Source organism: Aliirhizobium sp. YIM B11859 (assembly GCF_057163345.1).
In genome coordinates this window covers 540419-559434 of the sequence record NZ_JBXHAY010000004.1, presented here as the reverse complement: position 1 = coordinate 559434, position 19016 = coordinate 540419, and the positions used below count along the sequence as shown (strand labels likewise).

Sequence of the window (19016 nt, the reverse complement as noted above, 5' to 3'; positions counted from 1 at the left end):
GGCTCCTGACGTCCCGGCACTCGGGAGGCGACGCTATTTCGCGTCGATCACCTTCTGGGCGTCTTCGAGCGAATATTCGACATTCGCCACGCCACCCTTCTGGGTATTCTTCAGGTTCTCTTCCAGATTGGCCTGGTCGATGCGAAGGAAGGGCACGACGAGGTCCTTCTTGACCTGCTTGCCGTCAAGGATCTGCTGTGCCACCCAGAAGGCGAGCGTCGAGACACCGGGCGCGATCGACACCGACATGGTTTCGTAACTGTCCTTATCCTTCTGCTGCTTCCACCAGACGAGTTCATCCTCGCGGTTGCCCATGACAATCGTCGGCGTCGGACGCTTGGCAGCGGCAAACGCCTGTGCAGCACCATATCCGTCACCGCCCTGGGTTACGACCGCCGCCACTTCCGGCAGGCTCGGCAGGATGCCGGCGACGGCGCGCTGGGCCACGTCCTGCGCCCAGTCGCCATTGACCGAACCGACGATCTTGAACTGCGAGTTCTTGGCGACGCCCGCCGCGATACCGGCATGGATCTCGTCATCGACGGAGACGCCGGCAAGGCCGCGGATCTCGAGCAGATTGCCGCCCTTGGGCAGTTTCTTGGCGAGATAGTCGATCTGGCTTTCGCCCATCGCCTTGAAATCGACGGCGATCCGCCAGGCGCATGGTTCTGTAACCACGCCGTCGAAGGAAACCACCGTGATGCCGGCATCACATGCTTCCTTGATCGCACCGTTTAATGCGGTCGGCGAGGCAGCGTTGATGACGATTGCATCATAACCCTGCAGGATCATGTTCTGGATCTGGGCGGCCTGTTCGGTCGCCTGGTTTTCGGCGGTCGTGAACGGGTCCGCGGCTGCGACCACCCCCTTGGAAACGGCTTCCTTGGTGATCTTGTCCCAGCTCGTCAGCATTGCCTGACGCCAGGAATTGCCAGCATAATTGTTCGACAGCGCGATTTTCTTGGATGACGTATCGGCGAGCGCCGGTCCGCACAGGCATGCGAGTGCGACGGATGCCGCCAGCATCGTTCTGATGGTCATGATTTCCTCCCAAAAGCTCCCTGCATATCGTCCGGGCCGCTCCTCAACGGTAATCCGGAGATAATGATTGCCCTGAGCCCCTTTTGCTCAGTAAATCGAGCATGGAGGAGTTTCTTGACATTGTACAGGCGCATCCAAGCACGCTTTCTGCGGGCTTCCGCGTCAAATCTGCGGGTTCCCGCAGGACATGCTTGAAAAGCTGACGCTTAATTGCAGGCCAAAGGACTGGAGGAGGTCCGCCCATGCTCAATCCGGCGCGCAATACGCTGTTCGACCGCTATCTGGGGATTTCCCGGCTGCTGGCAGGACAGCTCGACTTCGACTCGATCATCAAGGCTGTGGCCGAGGAGATCAGCCATATCATCCCGCACGACCATCTCGACGTCTGCATCAAGCAGGTCAATGGTAAGTATCATATCGCCTATGAAAGCGGGCTCGAAACCGCGTGGAGCAAACATCCGCCCGCGCTCCTAACGGGAAGCCCGATACGCACCTTGCTGGCTGGCGAGGTAGATTTCCTGCTTTCAGGCGATGCCTGCTCCGATCCACGGTTTCATTTCGACGGCGCTTTTGCGAGCCCCATCCTTCAATTGAAGCTGCACAGCAGACTGCATGTGCCGCTGAAAGCGCAGGGAAACGTCATCGGCGCGCTGAGCTGCTCATCGCGCCAAAGTGATTGCTACACGATGGAAGATGTCGAGAACGCCCGGGCGGTCGCCGATCTCCTGGCGCCTTACTTCTTCGCACTCCGCGCTGCCGAACAGGCAAAGCGCTCGGCGGTGATCGAGACCGAGGCGAGTGCCCGCGAGGAAGGCTTGCGGCTTGGCGCGCTGAAGCTGACCGAGGCACTGGAGGCCGAGCGTCAGCGGATCGGCATGGACCTTCACGACCAGACGCTCGCCGACTTGACACGGCTGACGCGGCGGATGGAGCGGCTGACCGATCTTGCTTCCGTGCCGGGCGACGCGCTGGAACCGCTCTGTCGCTCTCTCCAGCAGTGCATGCAGGACCTTCGCCAGATCATCGAGGAAGCCAAGCCGACTGTTCTCCAGCTTTTCGGCGTTGCGGAAGCGATCGAGACCCATCTTGAACGATCGGTACGGGAAAGCGGCCAGCCGATCGAATGGCGGATGATCGACGAAAGCGACGGCATGCTGCGCGGGCTTGAGCCCACGGTCACTGTCGCCCTGTTCCGGATCGTGCAGGAGGCGGTCAACAATGCCATCCGCCACGGCAAGGCCGAGAGAATAACCGTGCGCCTTGAGCAGCGTGAGAAAGGACTTTCCATCGATGTCGAGGATGACGGGCAGGGCATGGCTGAGCTGAAAGGGATGACCGGGCACGGCATCGACAACATGAGAACCCGGGCGCGGCTGATTTCCGCCCGTTTCGAGATCGGCCACAATCCCGCAATGGCAAGCGGTGGAACCCGCGTCAGGCTGACGCTGCAGACCGGCCAGCGCATGCCGGTGGAAGGATGACAATGGACGTTTTGATCGTCGAGGATGATGCTCTGCATCGCTCCTATCTGAACGAGGCGGTACGAGCTGCACTGCCGGAATGCGGCACCATCATGGAGGCCGGCAATGGCCTGAGCGGCGAAACGCAGGCCCGCTCCTCGCGGGTCGAACATGTCGTCATGGATCTGCAGATGAGCGAGCGTAACGGCATAGAGGCCGCCCGCACCATCTGGCGAGAACGGCCGGACACGAAAATCCTGTTCTGGTCGAATTATTCGGACGAAGCTTACGTTCGGGGCGTGGCCCGGATCGTGCCCGAAGGAGCCACCTACGGCTATGTACTGAAATCGGCATCGGAAGAGCGACTGAAGCTCGCTCTACGCAGTGTCTTTGTCGAAAGCCAGTGCGTCATCGACCGCGAGGTGCGCGGCATTCAGCAGAAAAGCCTAGGCAATTCGTTGGGGCTCAGCGACGTGGAATACGAGATCCTCGTCGATGTCGCCCTCGGTCTCACCGACAAGGCGATCGCGCAGCGCAAGCATCTGTCGCTGCGCAGCGTCCAGAACCGGCTGCAGCAGCTTTATGAAAAGCTCGGCGTCTATGAAAGCTCGGGGCAGGGGGGAGAGGGCTGGTTCAACCTGCGCACACGCGCCGTCGCCGTTGCCCTTTCACGCAAGGTCCTGAATGCCAGCGCGATTGAACGCGCCGAACGGGATATGAAGCAGGCTGCCGGCCAGGGCTGAACCTGGCCGGTATTCTATGATCGGTCAGCTATCAGCCGATCGCCATCAGGCTGGCATTGCCGCCGGCAGCTGTCGTGTTGATCGAGGTGGAGACCTCTTCCAGCAGCCAGTTGAGGCAATAGGCCTCCGCATCCACCTCAAGCTCCTGCGTGGTCGCCGCCTGGGTGAGAACGAGCGGCCCCGGCAGGGTTGCGATCTTCTTCGTTACCTCGATTATGACCTCGCCTTCCCCTTCGATCAGGGCTCCGGCAAATGGCGCATTCTCTGCCCAATCCTTGCTCCAGGTAATCCGGGCCGCGATGGCCGCCGGCAGATCCGACAGCGAAGCCTGCAGGCCGGACGCCGCATCGATCACGACCTCGTTGCCGGTGGCAAGGGCCGCGGTCAGCTGCCGATAGAGGCCGACTTCCGTCTTCGGCACGAGCAGGATGCGGCCACGCGGATGAAGCGCGTAGATGTTGCGCTCACCGACCGGGCCGGACAGATCGGCAACAAGACCGAGCGCCGAGGCGGCACCGGTTTCGCGTGCATCCTGCGCTAGGCGGTTGCGACCGCGCTGCCCAAGCCAGCGGGCAAAATCCGTCAGCAGAGGATCGGTATGAACCGAGCTGTGACGCGGCGGTACCGGTGCCTTATCCACCAGACGCCCGAGATAAAGCGGTCCCCCGGCTTTCGGCCCCGTGCCCGACAGGCCGCTTCCACCAAACGGCTGGACACCGACGACGGCACCGATGACGTTGCGGTTGACGTAGATATTGCCGACGCGGATGAGATCGGTCACCTGCGCGATCGTTTCGTCAAGACGCGTATGCAGGCCGAAGGTCAGGCCGTAGCCAGTCCCGTTGATCTCCTCGATGACACGCTCCAGATCATCGCGCTTGTAGCGGACGACGTGAAGAACCGGGCCGAAGACTTCTCGCTGCAAGTCCTTCAGCGAGCCGATCTCGATGATCGTCGGCGCAACGAAGGTGCCGTTTGCGGTTTCAGGACCAAGTGGCAGCTGCTCCACCTTCCGGCCAAGCGCACGCATGCCGTCGACATGTTTTTCGATCGTGCCCTTCGCCTCGTCGGTGATGACAGGGCCGATATCGATCTTCAGCGTATCAGTACGGCCGATGGTAAGTTCCTTCAACGCGCCCTTCAGCATCGCGAGGATACGATCGGCGACATCTTCCTGCAGGCAGAGAACCCGCAGGGCCGAGCAACGCTGGCCGGCACTATCGAAGGCCGACGCAATGACATCGAAGACCACTTGTTCGGCAAGCGCTGAGGAATCGACGATCATGGCGTTCTGGCCGCCAGTCTCGGCAATCAACGGGATAGGCTTGCCGTTCGGCAGCAGCCTGCCCGCGAGTTCCGCCTGGATGAGGCGGGCAACTTCGGTCGACCCGGTGAACATCACGCCGCAGGTCTGAGATGCGGCGACAAGGGCAGCACCGATGCGGCCGTCGCCCGGCAAAAGCTGCAGCGCCTCGGCGGGGATCCCGGATTCATGCAGGATTCGGATGCCCTGGGCCGCGATGAGTGGGGTTTCTTCCGCAGGCTTTGCCAGAACCGGATTGCCGGCAACAAGCGCGGCTGCAATCTGCCCGGCAAAGATCGCCAGCGGAAAGTTCCATGGGCTGATGCAGACGACCGGTCCGAGGGGCCGATGCCCGGGACCGAGCGTACGGCGCGCCTGTTCGGCGTAATAACGCAGAAAATCGATCGCCTCGCGGACTTCCGCGATGGCATTCGGCATGGATTTACCGGCTTCGCGCATGATGAGGCCGAGCAGTTTGGGCATGTCCGCCTGCATGATATCGGCAGCCCGTTCAAGGCAAGCGGCGCGATCGGCAGGTGCAACGGATGCCCAGCTCGCTGCGGCTGTGGCAATCGTCATCGCCTGCGCAACACCGGCTTGCGAGATTTCGGTTACGGTCCCGACGCGGTCGCGCCGGTCGCCCGGGTTGAGGACGGGCCGGCTCGTGCCGACAGCTTCAGCGCCGCCAAGCAGTGGTTTGGAAATCCATTCGTGGACCGCCGAAGCTTTCAGCGTGTCAGAGAGTTCGGCAAGAACCGTCTCGTTCGACAGATCCAGACCGGCAGAATTGCGACGGGCACCATAGAGATCGACGGGCAGGGCGATCTGGTCGTGACGGGCGCCGATTTCGGCCATGCCGCGCACCATATCCGCCGGATCGGCAACCAGTTCGTCGATCGAGACGCTCTTATCGCCAATTCGGTTGACGAAAGACGAATTGGCGCCGTTTTCAAGCAGGCGGCGAACGAGATAGGCAAGCAGCGTCTCATGCGTACCGACCGGCGCATAGATGCGGGCGGGGCGACCGAGCTTGGTCGGACCGACAACCTCGTCATAAAGCGGCTCGCCCATGCCATGCAGGCATTGGAACTCATACTTTCCGCTTTTGAAGTCCGGGCCGGCCAGCTGATAGATGGTGGCCAATGTCTGGGCATTATGCGTGGCAAACTGCGGGAACACCGCATCGGTCGCAGCCAGCAGCTTGCGGGCGCAGGCAATATAGGAGAGGTCCGTATGAACCTTGCGGGTATAGACCGGGAAATCCTCAAGCCCATCCACCTGGGCACGCTTGATCTCGGCATCCCAATAGGCGCCCTTGACCAGCCGCACCATGATGCGCCGCTTGTTGCGACGAGCGAGGTCGATGATGAAATCCAGCACGTGGGGGCAACGCTTGCCATAGGCCTGGACGACGAAGCCCATGCCTTCCCAGTCGGCCAGATCCGGATCCTCGCAGAGGCTCTGCAAGAGATCGAGCGACAATTCGAGGCGGTCCGCCTCTTCGGCATCGATGTTGAGGCCGATGTCATACCCCTTGGCGATCGCCGCCAGCGCCTTCACCTTCGGCAGCAGTTCGGCCATGACACGATCGGCCTGTCCGCGAACATAACGCGGATGTAGCGCCGAGAGCTTGATGGAGATCCCGGGGCCGTCGTAGATGCCGCGCCCGGCCGATGCCTTGCCGATCGCATGGATCGCCGTCTCATAGTCCTTGTAGTAGCGCGCAGCGTCGGCAGCCGTCGTGGCAGCCTCGCCCAGCATGTCGTAGGAATAACGGAAACCGCGTTCCTCCAGCGGCTTGGCCCGTTTCAGCGCCTCGCTAATCGTTTCGCCGGTGACGAACTGCTCGCCCATCATCCGCATCGCCATGTCGACGCCACGACGGATCACCGGTTCGCCGCAACGGGCGATCAGTCGGGTCAGCGCCGCCGAAAGGCTGCGGCCATCGACCGTGTTGGTGAGCTTGCCCGTGACGACGAGGCCCCAGGTGGCGGCATTGACAAACAGCGAGCGCCCGCCGCCGACATGCGATTTCCAGTCGCCATCCGAAATCTTGTCGCGGATCAGCGCATCGCGTGTGGCCGTATCGGGAATACGCAGCAGCGCTTCGGCGAGGCACATCAGCGCCACACCTTCCTGGCTGGAAAGCGAATATTCATGCACCAGCCCTTCGACGCCGGTGCCCTTGTGCTTGGCACGCAGCGCCGTGATCAGCTTGCTGCCCGTCGCACGGATGGCTTTGCGCATCTCTTCCGGCAAGGTGGCCTGTTCCAGAAGAGCCGAAACGCAATCGCCTTCCGACTTGCGATAAGCGGCCGTAATGGCGCGACGCAGGTCCGATTGCTCGCGCACGACCGGCGCGAAGCTCTCGAATACGGGAAAAATGTCTTCGTTCTTTTCAGCTGGGCGTGGGGGCGTCATGGGTTTTTCCGGTTACTTTGAAGACGACGGATCTTAGAAGCGCGGAGACTAACATGGCGCAGTTTTTCACGTTGTCTTGTTTTCGCTCAGTTCCTATGCTTTTCGTCTGAAAATTTCGGAGTTTTCGATCAAAATGGCAAGCCAAGGCGTTGAGTTCAGTGAATTAGACCAATTCGATACGAGAATACTGCAGGAATTGTCTGTTGATGGGCGGCTGTCGATCACCGAATTGGCAAGCCGTATAGGGCTTTCAAAGACGCCGTGCCAGTCGCGGCTGCGCCGGTTGATCGATGAGGGATATATCGAAGGCTTCCGCGCCATCCTGAGTTCCGAAAAGCTCGGCCTGGATCACATTGCATTCGTGGAAGTCAAACTCAGCGATACGCGCGAGGACGCGTTGAAGAGCTTCAATGATGCCGCCCGGAAAATCAAGGAAATCGAGGCCTGCCACATGATTGCCGGCCGCTTCGATTATCTTCTGAAGGTGCGCACGAGGGATATACGCCGATACCGGATCGTCCTCGGCGAAAAGATCTCTACGCTTCCCTTCGTCGCCAGCACATCGACCAACGTCGTCATGCAGACAGTCAAGGAAAACAGGCAACATCTGGTGACAACACCGGAATAACCGCTGCCGGATCAGTCGGACCTTCAAAATTCAGCAGCATTATCGTCGAACACGACGGCAACCCATAGGCTGCCGTCGCACATCATTCCCGCCAATTACTGCGGCGTCACGTCGAAGCCGAACCACTTTTGGGAAAGCGTCTTCAATGTGCCATCGGCCTTGGCAGCAGCGATCGCGTCATCGAATTTTGCCTTCAGCGCCGTGTCGCCCTTGCGCAGGCCGACAGAGCTGCCGGCACCCAGAAAGCCACCCTGGAAACGAGGACCGGTGATGACCATGTCGCTGTTTGCAGGCTTTTCGACGGCGGTCTTCAGGTAGCCCATCGAAGCCATGGTGAAGTCGACGCGGCCGGCCAGAAGATCGAGATCGTGCTGTTCCGTCGTCTTGTATTCGCGCACCTCGACGATGCCCTTCATATATTCGTCGACGAAACGTGCAGCGATGGAGGCGGCCTGGACGCCGACAATCTTGCCCTGCAGCATCGGCTTCATGTCTTCAATCGCTTTGCGTGCGCCAGCATCATCGGTGGAAAGCGAAAACAGCTGATCCTTCAGCGGCAGCTTGGCCAGATCGCTGTCCTTCAGCGCCGCGAAGCTTTGTCCCGTGTTGCCGTAAGGGATCGAGAAATCGATGACTTCCTTGCGCTTTGCAGTGGCCGACATGCCGGCCATGATGGCGTCGAACTTGCCGGCATTGAGAGCAGGGATCATGCCGTCGAATGCCTGGGCAATGATCGTGCACTTGATCTTCATGTGGTCGCACAGGTAATGCGCCAGATCGATGTCGTAACCGTCCAGCGTGCCATCGGCGCGGGTCAGGTTATAGGGCGGGAATGCCCCCTCGGTGGCAATGGTGATTTCGGTCTTGTCCTGCGCGATCGCGCTGCCGGAAAACAGGGCGGAGACGGCAAGAGCCGCAACCGCCAGAAATTTCGTCGTCTTCATTTCAATTCCCCTTCGTTTGTATGAGCGTGAAGATCGGTCAACCGCTGATGAATTTGCGAAAGCGTTCAGTCTGCGGATTGGCAAACATGTCCTGCGGGGTGCCCTGTTCCTCGATCGCCCCCTGATGCAGGAACACGACGCGACTGGAAACATCCCGGGCAAATCCCATCTCATGGGTGACGACCAGCATGGTGCGCCCTTCGTCAGCCAGCGCTCGCATGACCTTAAGCACCTCTCCGACGAGTTCCGGATCGAGCGCGGAGGTCGGTTCATCGAACAGCATCACCTTGGGATGCATGGCAAGCGCTCGGGCGATCGCCGCACGCTGCTGCTGGCCTCCGGACAGATGCGATGGGTAATGATTGCGCTTGTCGGCAATGCCGACCTTGGCAAGCAGCGCCTCGGCCTCTTCCAGGCATTCGGCGCGGGAACGTCCCTGCACATGGATCGGCGCCTCGACGACATTCTCGATCACTGTCTTGTGTGACCAGAGATTGAAGCTCTGGAAGACCATGCCCAGTTCGGACCTGATCCTTTGGACCTGCTTGCGATCCACAACACGGCTCGTGCCGTCCGCCTGGGCCTTCAGGCTGATCGTCTCACCGGAAACGACAATTTCGCCGGCATCCGGCGTCTCCAGCATGTTGATGCATCGCAGCATGGTTGACTTGCCGGAGCCGGAGGAGCCGAGGATAGACAGGACCTCGCCTTCACGCGCGTCCAGATCAATGCCCTTGAGCACTTCCACTGGACCGAAACTCTTGCGCAGGCCGCGGACCTCGATGGCGAACGGGGAGGGGAGGGAAGCAGCAGTCATCGCATGTCTCCTGCAGCAAGGCGCGAAAGGGCGGCAGGCTGGCGCAGATGGGGGCTCAATCGGTATTCGGCAAAAGCAACCAGCCGTGTCAGAACAAAATTGATCGCCAGATAGATGACGCCTGCCACGATGAACACCTCGATTGCCCGGAAGGTTTCGGAAATCAGCTTGGCGGCAACGCCGGTAACTTCCATGATGGTGATGATCGACGCGAGCGAGGTGGCCTTCACCATCGAGATCATCTCGTTGGAATAGGCCGGCAGCGCCTGGCGGATCGCAAGCGGCATGGTGATGCGCCGGAAAACCAGAAACGGCGACATGCCGCATGAGCGCGCGGCCTCGACCTGTCCATGCGGCACGGACAGAAGACCACCGCGGATGATCTCCGCCGAATAGGCGGCCGTGTTCAGCATCAGCGCGATCACCGCGCACCAGTAAGGATCGCGAAGGATGAACCAGAACATGCTGTGACGGACTTCACGGAACTGCCCGAGACCGTAATAGATCAGGAAGATCTGTACGAGGAGTGGCGTTCCGCGGAACACGAAGATGTAGAGGCGAGCCATCCAGTCGAGCGGAGGAATGCCGGAAATCCGGCAGAGTGCCAGTGCCAAAGCCAGAAACACTCCGAGCATGATCGCACTCGCGGCAAGCTGCAGGGTCAGCGGAACCGCGGCCCCTAGCGTCAGGAAGGTCTCGTAGAGAAAAGGAAAATCCATCAGGCTCTCCTCACACCACGGGAGAAGCGCTTCTCGCCACGCTGCAGGATACTCCCCGAGATGGTCGAGATCGCCAGATAGATGACGGCGGCGATGGCATAGAAATCGAAAGGCATGCCGGTCGAACCGGCGCCGATCTGTGCCTGGCGCAGCAGTTCGACCACACCTGTGACCGAGACAAGAGCGGATTCCTTCAGCACCACCTGCCAGACATTGCCCATTCCGGGCAAGGCGTGCCGGAGTGTCAGCGGCACGATGATCCTGCGGAAGCAAAGAAGGCGCGACATGCCGCAGGCGACGGCGGCCTCAAGTTCGCCTGTGTGGACTGCCTTGAAGGCGCCGCGAAAGACTTCCGTCTGCTGCGCCCCGGAGGTGATGCCGACGGCGAGCGCCCCTGCGAGGAAACCGGGAAAACCGATGAAACCGTCAGCGCCGAACAAACGGCCGACGGCAGTCACGGCACTGCTGCCACCAAAATAGAAGAGATAGATGACGAGGAGATCGGGAATGCCGCGCAACACGGTAGTGTAAGTGGATGCGACGGCCCGCAAAACCGGGCCCCCGGAAATCTTCGCCCAGGCGCCACCAGCACCGATAATGGCGCCAACCATGAAACCGGCAACCGCAATCAGCACGGTCATGATCGCGCCGGTCAGCAGGGCCGGCCCCCAGCCATCCGGGCCAGAACCGATCAGATCGAATATGGTCGGCTGGCTCATGCGGCTCCGCTCTTAGCTGACTGGGTTTTCATGTTGGAAACTCACGGTCAAAGGGACGCCCCCTCAGGCCACAAGTCAAACTAACGGGCATTTTCAGCATCATGGCGAGCCTCGGGAAACGGCGGATCCACATCATCGGGGATTGGGTTGACGAATGGCGTTTCTGCAAGGCGTTCCGCATGATCAGCCTTCGCCGCGGCAATTGCTTGCGGATTGCCGAACAGGTCTGCCGCGGTCGATGCCATCACCTTTGCAGCCTGGGTCATGCCCTTGTGCGCGGCAGGCAGCTTGCCCTGCGCCACCAACTGCCAGGAATGCCCGGGCGTGCCGATTGCATAGGTCGCACCACGCATCTGGACGGTCGGGACGACCCAACTGACTGTGCCGACATCCGTGGAGCCGACAATCGTGCCGTCACCGCTATCCGGTGGGAAAATGACATCGCAGAGAGGCACACCAGCCCGTGGCTTGAGACCGAAGCGGGCAAACGAGGCCTTGATATCGGCCGGGGTAAACGTCTCCTGAAATCTTGCGGCGGCGGCACGGTCGGCGTCATCGAAAGGCGGCAAGCCGACCCGTTCGATGTGGGCGTGCATCAAGGTTTCAAGTGGGGTATTGCCGACGAGATTGGCATCGCCGCTGATGATCTCGCTGCGAACCGAGGTCCCCGTCATCAAGGCGGCACCGGCCGCCACATCCTTGACGCGCTCGACCAGTTCCAGGAGATCAGGCAGATCGCGGGCGCGAACAAGGTAACGCACCGTGGCCCGTGCCTGCACGACGTTCGGCGAATGCCCGCCGGTCTCCGTCACGGCATAATGAACCCGCGCGGTCGAAGGCATGTGTTCACGCAGGTAGTTGACGCCGACATTCATCAGTTCGACCGCATCGAGCGCGCTGCGCCCGAGATGCGGCGTCGCAGCCGCATGGGATGCGCGACCGCTGAAGTGGAAATTGAGCTCGTTGCAGGCAAGCGAAATCGGCTTGTTGACACCGACAAAAGCCGCCGGATGCCAGCAGATGGCGATATCGACGTCATCGAATACACCGGCGCGAACCATGAAGCCTTTCGACGAGCCGCCTTCTTCGGCCGGGCAGCCGTAATAACGCACTCGTCCCAGAAGATTGTTTGCCGCCAGAAAATCCTTGACCGCCGCGGCCGCGAGCAGCGATGCGGAGCCCAGAAGGTTATGGCCGCAGCCATGGCCATGTCCGCCTTCAACAAGTGGGCGCTCTTCCGCGACGCCGGCCTGCTGGCTCAGCCCTGGAAGCGCGTCATATTCACCAAGGATGGCGATAACCGGTCCACCTTCACCCGCTTCACCCATCAACGCAGTCGGCATGCCTGCAAGGTTGTTGGTGACCCTGAAACCTTCCGCTTCCAATCGTGCCGCATGGGCAGCCGAAGAGCGATACTCCTCGTAATTTACTTCGGGCGTATCCCACACCTCGTCGCTGAGAGCGCAGAAATCGGAAGCCTTGGCATCGACGAGGTCCCACACGAGATCGGTATTTTTCATCGCAGATTTTCTATGTTATCCAAAATTGGTACCAATCCTATGCGCGGATTATCCTTTGCGCAATATCGTTTTTTGACTATTTATTGGGCAAATACAGCAAGGAGACGATTTGACGATGGCTGGAATTGCGGACGACCATGCAGCCGTCAAGGAGATGGATGTCACGCAATTGATTCTTCAGGATATTCAGGCGGGTGCCTATCCGCCCGGCACCTGGCTCAAGCAGATCGATCTGGAGGAGCGTTACGGAAGGGGACGAAACGAAATCCGCCGCGCCCTCGATCGGCTCGCATTAAAACGTGTCGTCCAACACGTCCCCAACCGTGGTTATCACGTCTATATGCGGGACGGGCAGCAATGGGACGACATCGCCGAAATCCGCGTCATGCTCGAAACGGGCGTGGTGCCGAAGATGATCGACCGTGCACGGCAAAAGGATATCGGCACATTGCGAAAACTTGCAGCCGAGTTCCAGACCCTGACCGTGTCAGGCACATTGCTGGAGCTCTACGAAGCCAATCTGAGGTTCCATCACGCGCTCATTGACCTCGCGGGAAACCATGAGCTTCATACCGTGATTGCCGAGTTGCGCCAGCGAACATCTTCGGCGCCCGTATCGCAATGGAAGACACGCAAGCGCGTGGATCTGTCAGCGCAGGAACATGTCCAGATGGTTGACGCGCTCGAAGCGAAAGACGAGCGGGAACTGAAGCGCCTGATAGAATGCCATATCCGGCAGAGTAGCTGAGAGAATTCGGCCGCGGGCTCGCCCAGCAACAAGCTGCGATAAGCGGTCTGCCTGGACGAGGAAACGCGGGCCATTGATTGCCCGCGTCCGTTTTCGGGATCACGACGACAACATCGTCGAGCGGCTTTAGTTCTTCCGCGCCGCGTAACCATCCGGCAGGTCGGAGGGCGCGCAGGAAATGATGGTCTCGTCGTTTGCCGTGCATTGCTCCAGATAGGTGATGCTGGCGAATTCATCGATCACCAGCTTCGGATAGGTCGGACCGGCATCGCGATAGCGCTGCATTTCGTCCACATGTTCGTTCTGGAAGCAGACTGTCTTGGCCGGGTCCTCCTCGATCCATTTCGGGAAGAAAATCACGCCATGCAGTTTGCGCTCCGCCAGGTTGACGGCGACACTGACTGTTGTCCCGGTCGGTTCGTCCCAGGAAAACTTGAAGACATCTGCTGCCAGACGCACGATATGGGTAACCTGGTCTCGCACCCAGCGCCCACCGACCATGCCGCTATGGATGCGGTAGTCGATCGTCCGCTCATTCTTGACATAGACTTCATACTGCCACCCGTTTTCATAGGTGTAGATGAAATGCCTGCCGATAAAGGCCTTCAGTTCTTCCGGCTTGGTCGATTCAAATGGGTCTGACATCGTCTTTCTCCAATTACGATGCCCCATCAAACATCGAAAAAGAGGAATGAAAAGCGCAAAATTTCATCTATTTTCATCGGATAATTCGATGTATTCGTGCGGGATCCCAATCGATAAGGAACGCAGCGTGAGAAGAATTCCGTATTCGACCCTAGAACAATGGGCAGTGCTGCGGACGGTGGTGGAAAGCGGAGGTTTTGCCCAGGCTGCCGCACAACTTAACCGAAGCCAGTCGTCGATCAGCTATGCGGTCGGCAAGCTGCAAAGCCTGATCGGGGTAAAACTGCTGGAGCAGCAAGGACGGCGCGCAATCCTCACACAGGCGGGCAGCTCTCTTCTCGCAGAAGCCATCCCGTTGATAGAGGAAATGGCTCGGCTTGAGGAGCGAACGATCGCTTTGGCGGGCGGAGAGACGGTTCTTATCCGTCTTCTGGTCGACGCGCTTTTCCCCAAGACGCGGCTTTTCGATGCATTGATCCGCTTTTCAGACCTCCACCCGCATGTGGAAATCCATCTGCACGAAACGGTCCGTCAGACGATATTCGAGACACCGGATGACAGTTACGATCTTGCGATCCTGATCGTTGATCCGGGTGCCCAGCTCACCCGCGCAGCGATCAACATTCCGCTGGTGGCCGTCGCGAGACGCGGTCATGCACTTGCCGATCTCGTTCGGCCCGCCACCAAGACGCAGCTGTCACGTCACGCACGGGTCGAAATCCGCGGGATGGAGGCGACAACTGCACCGCAGGCGCGCGAGGGCAGAATCTGGTCGATGAACACTGTCGAGGCCGCCATTGAAGCCGTTCGCTGCGGACTGTGCTACGGTTGGCTCCCCCAGCATCTTATCGCCGACGATTTGGAAAAAGGAACCCTGACGGTCGTCCGCATGAAGGCCGGATCCGAACGGAACATACCGCTTGGCCTGCATCTCGGGGCGAATTCAGACCCTTCCGCCGCAACACTGTCGACACTCACATCGCTGCTGTCGGGGACCGCAGACGCATCCCGTCAGACCACAGGGTGAGACTTTGCGAGACCCTTGAACGGAGAAGCATTACCGTAACTAAACCCAGTTTCGATGATCGGGTCCGGCGATAACGGCAAGTTTAGACAAGGCCGGCCGGGCAAAATCACGGCCCGTCCGGCCTTCTGAAACTGTCAGACCCGCTTCACCCCTGAAGAGATGATGTCGAGATAGACGGCGATGACCAGGATAATTCCCTTGATGATCTGCTGCCAGAACGTGTCGACGCCAAGCATCGACATGCCATTGTCGAGGCTCGCCATGATCAATGCGCCAACGAGCGCGCCGATGACGGAACCGACCCCCCCGCGCATCGATGTACCACCGATGAAGCAGGACGCAATTGCATCGAGTTCGCCGCCAAAACCGGCCGATGGTGTGCCCGCCGCCAGCCTTGCGGTCGTGGTAAGCCCTGCCAGCGCTGCCATGACGCCCATCAGCCCGAACACCGCCATCTTGACGAAATTTACATTGACGCCGGAAAGGCGCGTGGCCTCGGCGTTTGAACCGACGGCGTAGATATAGCGGCCGAAGACGGTGCCTTTGGCGATAACCGTGAAGATCGCCAGCACAAAAAGCAGGACGAGAACCGGCACCGGGATACCTTGGTAGGAGTTCAGCACCAGCACGAAACCCAGGATGAGTATGCCGACCCCGAAAACCCGCGCACCCTCCATGACCACGCTCGGCACCCGCAGATTGTGCTGCAGGCGCTTGCGACGTGTTCTGAAAGCCATGAACAGCAGAACAGCAAACAGCGCGATCGCGCATCCATTGCCCAGCCAGCTGGGAAGATATCCCTGCCCGACATAACGCAAGGCCGGCGAAACCGGTGCAATCGTGATGCCACCGGTGAGGCCCAGCACGGCGCCTCGAAATGCCAGCTGCCCGCCAAGTGTCACGATGAATGACGGGATGCCCAGATAGGCGGTCATCCAGCCGTTCATCAGGCCAAGCGCTGCCCCGGCCAGCAAGACGAAGGCTATCGTCCCCGCCAGCGGCCAGCCATAAACGGCGTCTAGAATAGCCGCAATGCCGCCCAAAAGGCCAAGCAGCGATCCGACCGACAGGTCAATTTCGCCTGCAACGATGACGAACACCATCGCAGCCGCCAATATCCCGGTTATCGCCATCTGACGAAGCAGGTTGGAGAAGTTGCGGGCTGTCAGGAAGCCCGACACGCCGGTATCAGCGTTGTAGGTCAGATATCCGAACAGGGCCCAGATCAGGCCAACCACGATAAGCAGGGCTACGATCTTGTTTTCGGAAAGGAATTTTCGGAAATCATTGCCATTCATATGAAAGTGCCCTCTACAGCCATTGCCGCATTTGTCAGGCCACCTGCGCGGCCTGGCCCAAAGCCGCGGCCAACACCTGTTCCTGGGTCAGATTGTCATTGACGAAATCGCCGCGCAGCCGTCCTTCGCCAATGACGAGCACGCGGTCGGATATCCCCAGCACTTCAGGCATTTCGGATGACACCATCAGAACTGCCACACCGGCCTTGGCCAACGCGAAGATCAGCTTGTAGATCTCGTATTTGGCGCCGACATCGACGCCCCGGGTCGGCTCGTCGAGGATGAGGATCCGTGGCTCCGGCAACATCATCTTCGACAGGACCGCCTTCTGCTGGTTGCCGCCGGACAGCGAGGCAATCGGCAGGAGCGGGTCCGCCGTCTTGATCTTCAGCCGCACGATCTCCGCCTGGATCTGGGCAAGCTCGGCATGTTCGTCGATCAGACCGAAGCCGGAAAAGCGCGGAAGCACCGAGACGGTCATATTGTAGCCGACCCCGAGAATGGGCAGGATACCGCTGCGTTTGCGGTCTTCCGGCACCATGCAGATGCCGGCTTTCACCGCATCGCGGGGCGATTTGATCGTAACCTGCTTGCCGTCGAGAGAGATTTCTCCCGTATAAGTACCGGGATAGGCGCCGAAAAGCGTCGATACGAGTTCGGTGCGTCCCGCCCCGACCAGCCCCGCTATCCCGAGTATCTCGCCCTTGCGTATCTGGAACGACACGTCATCGACGACCTTCCGGTTCGGGTTGGTAACGTCCCAGCAGGAGATGTTGCGCGCTTCGAGAACGACTTCGCCGATCGCATGCTCTTCCCTCGGAAAGAGGTTCTTCATCTCGCGGCCGACCATCATCGTCACGATGTCGCTGGTCTTCAGCTCGCTCATCGGGCGGGTGGCGATATGCGTCCCGTCGCGGATGACCGTCACCGTATCGGCGATCTCGGCCACTTCATCGAGCTTGTGGGAAATGTAGACGCAGGCCATGCCTTCCGCCTTGAAGCGCTTGACGAGGTCGAGCAGGGTGCGGATCTCGGTCGAGGTCAGTGCCGATGTCGGCTCGTCGAGGATCAGCAGCTTGGCGTTCTTGTTCAGCGCCTTGGCGATTTCGATCAGCTGCTGCTTGCCGCCGGAATAGTTGAGCACCGGCAGCGCCGGGTTGATGTCGTGGACATTGAGCTTGGCCAGCAATTCCTGCGCACGGGCATTCATCGCGTCATAGTCGAGAAAGCCGCGATTGCTGATTTCCGATCCGAGGAAGATGTTTTCCGCCACCGACAGATGCGGCACCATCATCAGTTCCTGGTGGATGATGACAATGCCCGCCTTTTCCGTTTCGCGGATGGAGGCGGCCTTCAGTTCCTGCCCCTCCCAGACGATCTCGCCGTCCCAGCTGCCATAGGGATAGACTGCCGACAGGACCTTCATCAGGGTGGACTTTCCCGCCCCGTTTTCACCGCAGAGACCGACGCATTCCCCACGACGGACCTTGAGATGAATTCCATCCAAGGCCTTCACGCCGGAGAAGCTCTTGGAAATGTTCTTCATCTCGAGAAGATATTCGCTCATCGCACCCTCGCAACCTGGTTGAAGACCCCGGGACCGTGTGCCGGCCCCGGGGTCGTTCGCCTTGTTCACTTCAGGCCGAGTTGTTCCTTGGTGTAGAAACCATCTTTAACGTAGATGTCGACATTGTCCTTGGTGACTGCAGTCGGCGTCAGCAACATGGTATCCACGTCCTTGCTGCCGTTGTTGATCTTCGACGTGAAGGCAGGCTTCTCGCCCTTGACCAGCTGGACCGTCAGCTTGGCAGCTTCCGATGCAATCAGCTTCAGCGGCTTGTAGACGGTGACGGTCTGCGTGCCGTCGAGCAGGCGCTTGACGGCGGCAAGGTCGGAGTCCTGGCCGGACACGGCAGTCTTGCCGGCAAGGCCCTGTGCGGCCAATGCCTGAATGGCGCCGCCGGCCGTGCCGTCATTGGAGGCAACCACGGCGTCGATCTTGTTGTCGGCCGCCGTCAGAGCATTTTCCATGATCGAAAGTGCTTCGGTCGGGCTCCATTCCTTGACCCATTGCGAGCCGACGATCTTCACCTTGCCGGAATCCACGGCCGCTTTCAGCGCCTTTTCCTGGCCTGCGCGCAGATATTTGGCATTGTTGTCGGTCGGCGAGCCGCCGAGAAGGTAGTAATTGCCCTCCGGCTTCACCTTCAGCACGTTCTCGGCCTGCATGAAGCCGACCCGCTCGTTATCGAAGGAGATATAGGCGTCGATATCGGCATTGAGGATCAGGCGGTCATAGGACAGGATCTTGATGCCGGATGCCTTGGCATCCGCAACCACGGCGTCGAACACCTTGGAATTCATCGGTACGATGACGATCGCATCGACGCCTTGGGCGATCAGGTTTTCAACCTGCTTGACCTGCTTTTCCTCGTTGCCGTCAGCCGATTGCACGCTGACCTTGGCGCCAAGGCCTTCCGCAGCCTGAATGAAATAGTCGCGGTCGCGCACCCATCGTTCGACGCGAAGATCGTCGATCGAGAAACCGATCACCGGCTTGTCCGGGGATGCATTCGCCGTGCCGGCAACGGCGTAAATGCCGGACGCCAAGCCCAAAACTGCACATGTGTATAGAAAAGCTCTTTTCATAACTCGCCTCCTCTTCGAGCGCGGCCGCTCCTGGCCCGCTTCACAAATCCCATCTCCATCCACCACACCGGCCTGAAAAACCGGCGCAGGGGGATGCATGCAGCGACCCTCATTGACCGTCGCTGCCGTCCTCCGGGCCTATTGATACGACACTTCTTATAGGTTGCAAGTCTTTTTTGATTTACGTACCTCACGCGTGATCTTTGTCATATTCATGGGCGATTGTCCGGCGCTCAGTGCGTTTGCAGAAGGCTGAAGGTTTGCCGCTGCACGAGGCGTGACAGACCGCGACCAGATGTCACTGACGGACACAACCGTCCGGTCGGCCACGGGC

The 19016-nt window shown here is 59.8% G+C and carries 16 protein-coding genes; 5 read left to right on the top strand and 11 right to left on the bottom strand.

Annotation, left to right across the window (positions count from 1 at the left end):
* Positions 1-33 precede the first annotated feature (33 nt).
* Entirely contained in the window at positions 34-1041 is a 1008-nt protein-coding gene (locus tag AC2GXZ_RS19015; protein ID WP_483760753.1) for a substrate-binding domain-containing protein, read from the bottom strand.
* 242 nt (positions 1042-1283) lie between these two features.
* On the opposite strand from AC2GXZ_RS19015, the gene AC2GXZ_RS19010 reads away from it, so the two are divergent.
* On the top strand, positions 1284-2522 hold the full coding sequence (locus AC2GXZ_RS19010) for a GAF domain-containing sensor histidine kinase (RefSeq protein ID WP_483760752.1): 1239 nt from the start codon (positions 1284-1286) through the stop codon (positions 2520-2522).
* A 2-nt stretch (positions 2523-2524) separates the two neighbouring features.
* Entirely contained in the window at positions 2525-3244 is a 720-nt protein-coding gene (locus AC2GXZ_RS19005; RefSeq protein WP_483760751.1) for a response regulator, read from the top strand.
* A gap of 31 nt (positions 3245-3275) precedes the next feature.
* Here the strand turns inward: AC2GXZ_RS19005 and putA are convergent, their stop codons facing one another.
* Positions 3276-6968, bottom strand: a complete 3693-nt coding sequence (gene putA / locus AC2GXZ_RS19000) for a trifunctional transcriptional regulator/proline dehydrogenase/L-glutamate gamma-semialdehyde dehydrogenase (protein ID WP_483760750.1) — start codon at positions 6966-6968, stop codon at positions 3276-3278.
* Between the two features lie 133 nt (positions 6969-7101).
* Between putA and AC2GXZ_RS18995 the strand changes: the two genes are divergently transcribed.
* Entirely contained in the window at positions 7102-7596 is a 495-nt protein-coding gene (locus AC2GXZ_RS18995; RefSeq protein ID WP_483760749.1) for an Lrp/AsnC family transcriptional regulator, read from the top strand.
* A gap of 95 nt (positions 7597-7691) precedes the next feature.
* Here AC2GXZ_RS18995 and AC2GXZ_RS18990 read toward each other — a convergent pair whose 3' ends face one another.
* The 5 genes from AC2GXZ_RS18990 to AC2GXZ_RS18970 all read right to left on the bottom strand — a co-directional run bounded on the left by AC2GXZ_RS18990 (position 7692) and on the right by AC2GXZ_RS18970 (position 12315).
* Positions 7692-8540 carry a transporter substrate-binding domain-containing protein gene (locus tag AC2GXZ_RS18990; protein ID WP_483760748.1) on the bottom strand — a complete coding sequence of 283 codons (849 nt, stop codon included), beginning with the start codon at positions 8538-8540 and terminating at the stop codon, positions 7692-7694.
* 37 nt (positions 8541-8577) lie between these two features.
* The gene (locus tag AC2GXZ_RS18985; protein ID WP_483760747.1) at positions 8578-9357 is read right to left on the bottom strand and encodes an ABC transporter ATP-binding protein; all 780 of its coding nucleotides are present in this window, start codon (positions 9355-9357) and stop codon (positions 8578-8580) included.
* Entirely contained in the window at positions 9354-10076 is a 723-nt protein-coding gene (locus tag AC2GXZ_RS18980) for an ABC transporter permease (RefSeq protein WP_483760746.1), read from the bottom strand. The genes AC2GXZ_RS18985 and AC2GXZ_RS18980 overlap by 4 nt, the downstream gene beginning before the upstream one ends.
* The gene (locus AC2GXZ_RS18975; protein WP_483760745.1) at positions 10076-10795 is read right to left on the bottom strand and encodes an ABC transporter permease; all 720 of its coding nucleotides are present in this window, start codon (positions 10793-10795) and stop codon (positions 10076-10078) included. The genes AC2GXZ_RS18980 and AC2GXZ_RS18975 overlap by 1 nt, the downstream gene beginning before the upstream one ends.
* Before the next feature lie 80 nt (positions 10796-10875).
* Complete coding sequence (locus AC2GXZ_RS18970) at positions 10876-12315, bottom strand: amidohydrolase (RefSeq protein ID WP_483760744.1); 1440 nt, start codon at positions 12313-12315, stop codon at positions 10876-10878.
* A gap of 115 nt (positions 12316-12430) precedes the next feature.
* On the opposite strand from AC2GXZ_RS18970, the gene AC2GXZ_RS18965 reads away from it, so the two are divergent.
* Positions 12431-13063 carry a GntR family transcriptional regulator gene (locus AC2GXZ_RS18965; RefSeq protein WP_483760743.1) on the top strand — a complete coding sequence of 211 codons (633 nt, stop codon included), beginning with the start codon at positions 12431-12433 and terminating at the stop codon, positions 13061-13063.
* A gap of 126 nt (positions 13064-13189) precedes the next feature.
* Here AC2GXZ_RS18965 and AC2GXZ_RS18960 read toward each other — a convergent pair whose 3' ends face one another.
* Positions 13190-13708 (bottom strand): phenolic acid decarboxylase, encoded by a 519-nt coding sequence (locus AC2GXZ_RS18960; RefSeq protein WP_483760742.1) that lies wholly within the window; start codon positions 13706-13708, stop codon positions 13190-13192.
* A 127-nt stretch (positions 13709-13835) separates the two neighbouring features.
* Between AC2GXZ_RS18960 and AC2GXZ_RS18955 the strand changes: the two genes are divergently transcribed.
* Complete coding sequence (locus AC2GXZ_RS18955; protein ID WP_483760741.1) at positions 13836-14735, top strand: LysR family transcriptional regulator; 900 nt, start codon at positions 13836-13838, stop codon at positions 14733-14735.
* Between the two features lie 134 nt (positions 14736-14869).
* On the opposite strand, the gene AC2GXZ_RS18950 is transcribed toward AC2GXZ_RS18955, so the two are convergent.
* The 3 genes from AC2GXZ_RS18950 to xylF all read right to left on the bottom strand — a co-directional run bounded on the left by AC2GXZ_RS18950 (position 14870) and on the right by xylF (position 18682).
* Positions 14870-16033, bottom strand: a complete 1164-nt coding sequence (locus AC2GXZ_RS18950) for a sugar ABC transporter permease (RefSeq protein ID WP_483760740.1) — start codon at positions 16031-16033, stop codon at positions 14870-14872.
* A gap of 34 nt (positions 16034-16067) precedes the next feature.
* Positions 16068-17600, bottom strand: a complete 1533-nt coding sequence (locus AC2GXZ_RS18945; RefSeq protein ID WP_483760739.1) for a xylose ABC transporter ATP-binding protein — start codon at positions 17598-17600, stop codon at positions 16068-16070.
* A 65-nt stretch (positions 17601-17665) separates the two neighbouring features.
* Positions 17666-18682 carry a D-xylose ABC transporter substrate-binding protein gene (xylF, locus tag AC2GXZ_RS18940; RefSeq protein ID WP_483760738.1) on the bottom strand — a complete coding sequence of 339 codons (1017 nt, stop codon included), beginning with the start codon at positions 18680-18682 and terminating at the stop codon, positions 17666-17668.
* Between the last annotated feature and the right edge of the window lie 334 nt (positions 18683-19016).

Coding starts and splice junctions, on each gene's coding strand:
- AC2GXZ_RS18970 (WP_483760744.1), bottom strand. CDS start 12,315: ATGAAAAATACCGATCTCGTGTGGGACCTCGTCGATGCCAAGGCTTCC.
- AC2GXZ_RS18980 (WP_483760746.1), bottom strand. CDS start 10,076: ATGGATTTTCCTTTTCTCTACGAGACCTTCCTGACGCTAGGGGCCGCG.
- AC2GXZ_RS18965 (WP_483760743.1), top strand. CDS start 12,431: ATGGCTGGAATTGCGGACGACCATGCAGCCGTCAAGGAGATGGATGTC.
- AC2GXZ_RS18990 (WP_483760748.1), bottom strand. CDS start 8,540: ATGAAGACGACGAAATTTCTGGCGGTTGCGGCTCTTGCCGTCTCCGCC.
- AC2GXZ_RS18960 (WP_483760742.1), bottom strand. CDS start 13,708: ATGTCAGACCCATTTGAATCGACCAAGCCGGAAGAACTGAAGGCCTTT.
- AC2GXZ_RS18945 (WP_483760739.1), bottom strand. CDS start 17,600: ATGAGCGAATATCTTCTCGAGATGAAGAACATTTCCAAGAGCTTCTCC.
- AC2GXZ_RS19015 (WP_483760753.1), bottom strand. CDS start 1,041: ATGACCATCAGAACGATGCTGGCGGCATCCGTCGCACTCGCATGCCTG.
- AC2GXZ_RS18950 (WP_483760740.1), bottom strand. CDS start 16,033: ATGAATGGCAATGATTTCCGAAAATTCCTTTCCGAAAACAAGATCGTA.
- AC2GXZ_RS18975 (WP_483760745.1), bottom strand. CDS start 10,795: ATGAGCCAGCCGACCATATTCGATCTGATCGGTTCTGGCCCGGATGGC.
- AC2GXZ_RS18985 (WP_483760747.1), bottom strand. CDS start 9,357: ATGACTGCTGCTTCCCTCCCCTCCCCGTTCGCCATCGAGGTCCGCGGC.
- AC2GXZ_RS19005 (WP_483760751.1), top strand. CDS start 2,525: ATGGACGTTTTGATCGTCGAGGATGATGCTCTGCATCGCTCCTATCTG.
- AC2GXZ_RS18995 (WP_483760749.1), top strand. CDS start 7,102: ATGGCAAGCCAAGGCGTTGAGTTCAGTGAATTAGACCAATTCGATACG.
- xylF (WP_483760738.1), bottom strand. CDS start 18,682: ATGAAAAGAGCTTTTCTATACACATGTGCAGTTTTGGGCTTGGCGTCC.
- AC2GXZ_RS19010 (WP_483760752.1), top strand. CDS start 1,284: ATGCTCAATCCGGCGCGCAATACGCTGTTCGACCGCTATCTGGGGATT.
- putA (WP_483760750.1), bottom strand. CDS start 6,968: ATGACGCCCCCACGCCCAGCTGAAAAGAACGAAGACATTTTTCCCGTA.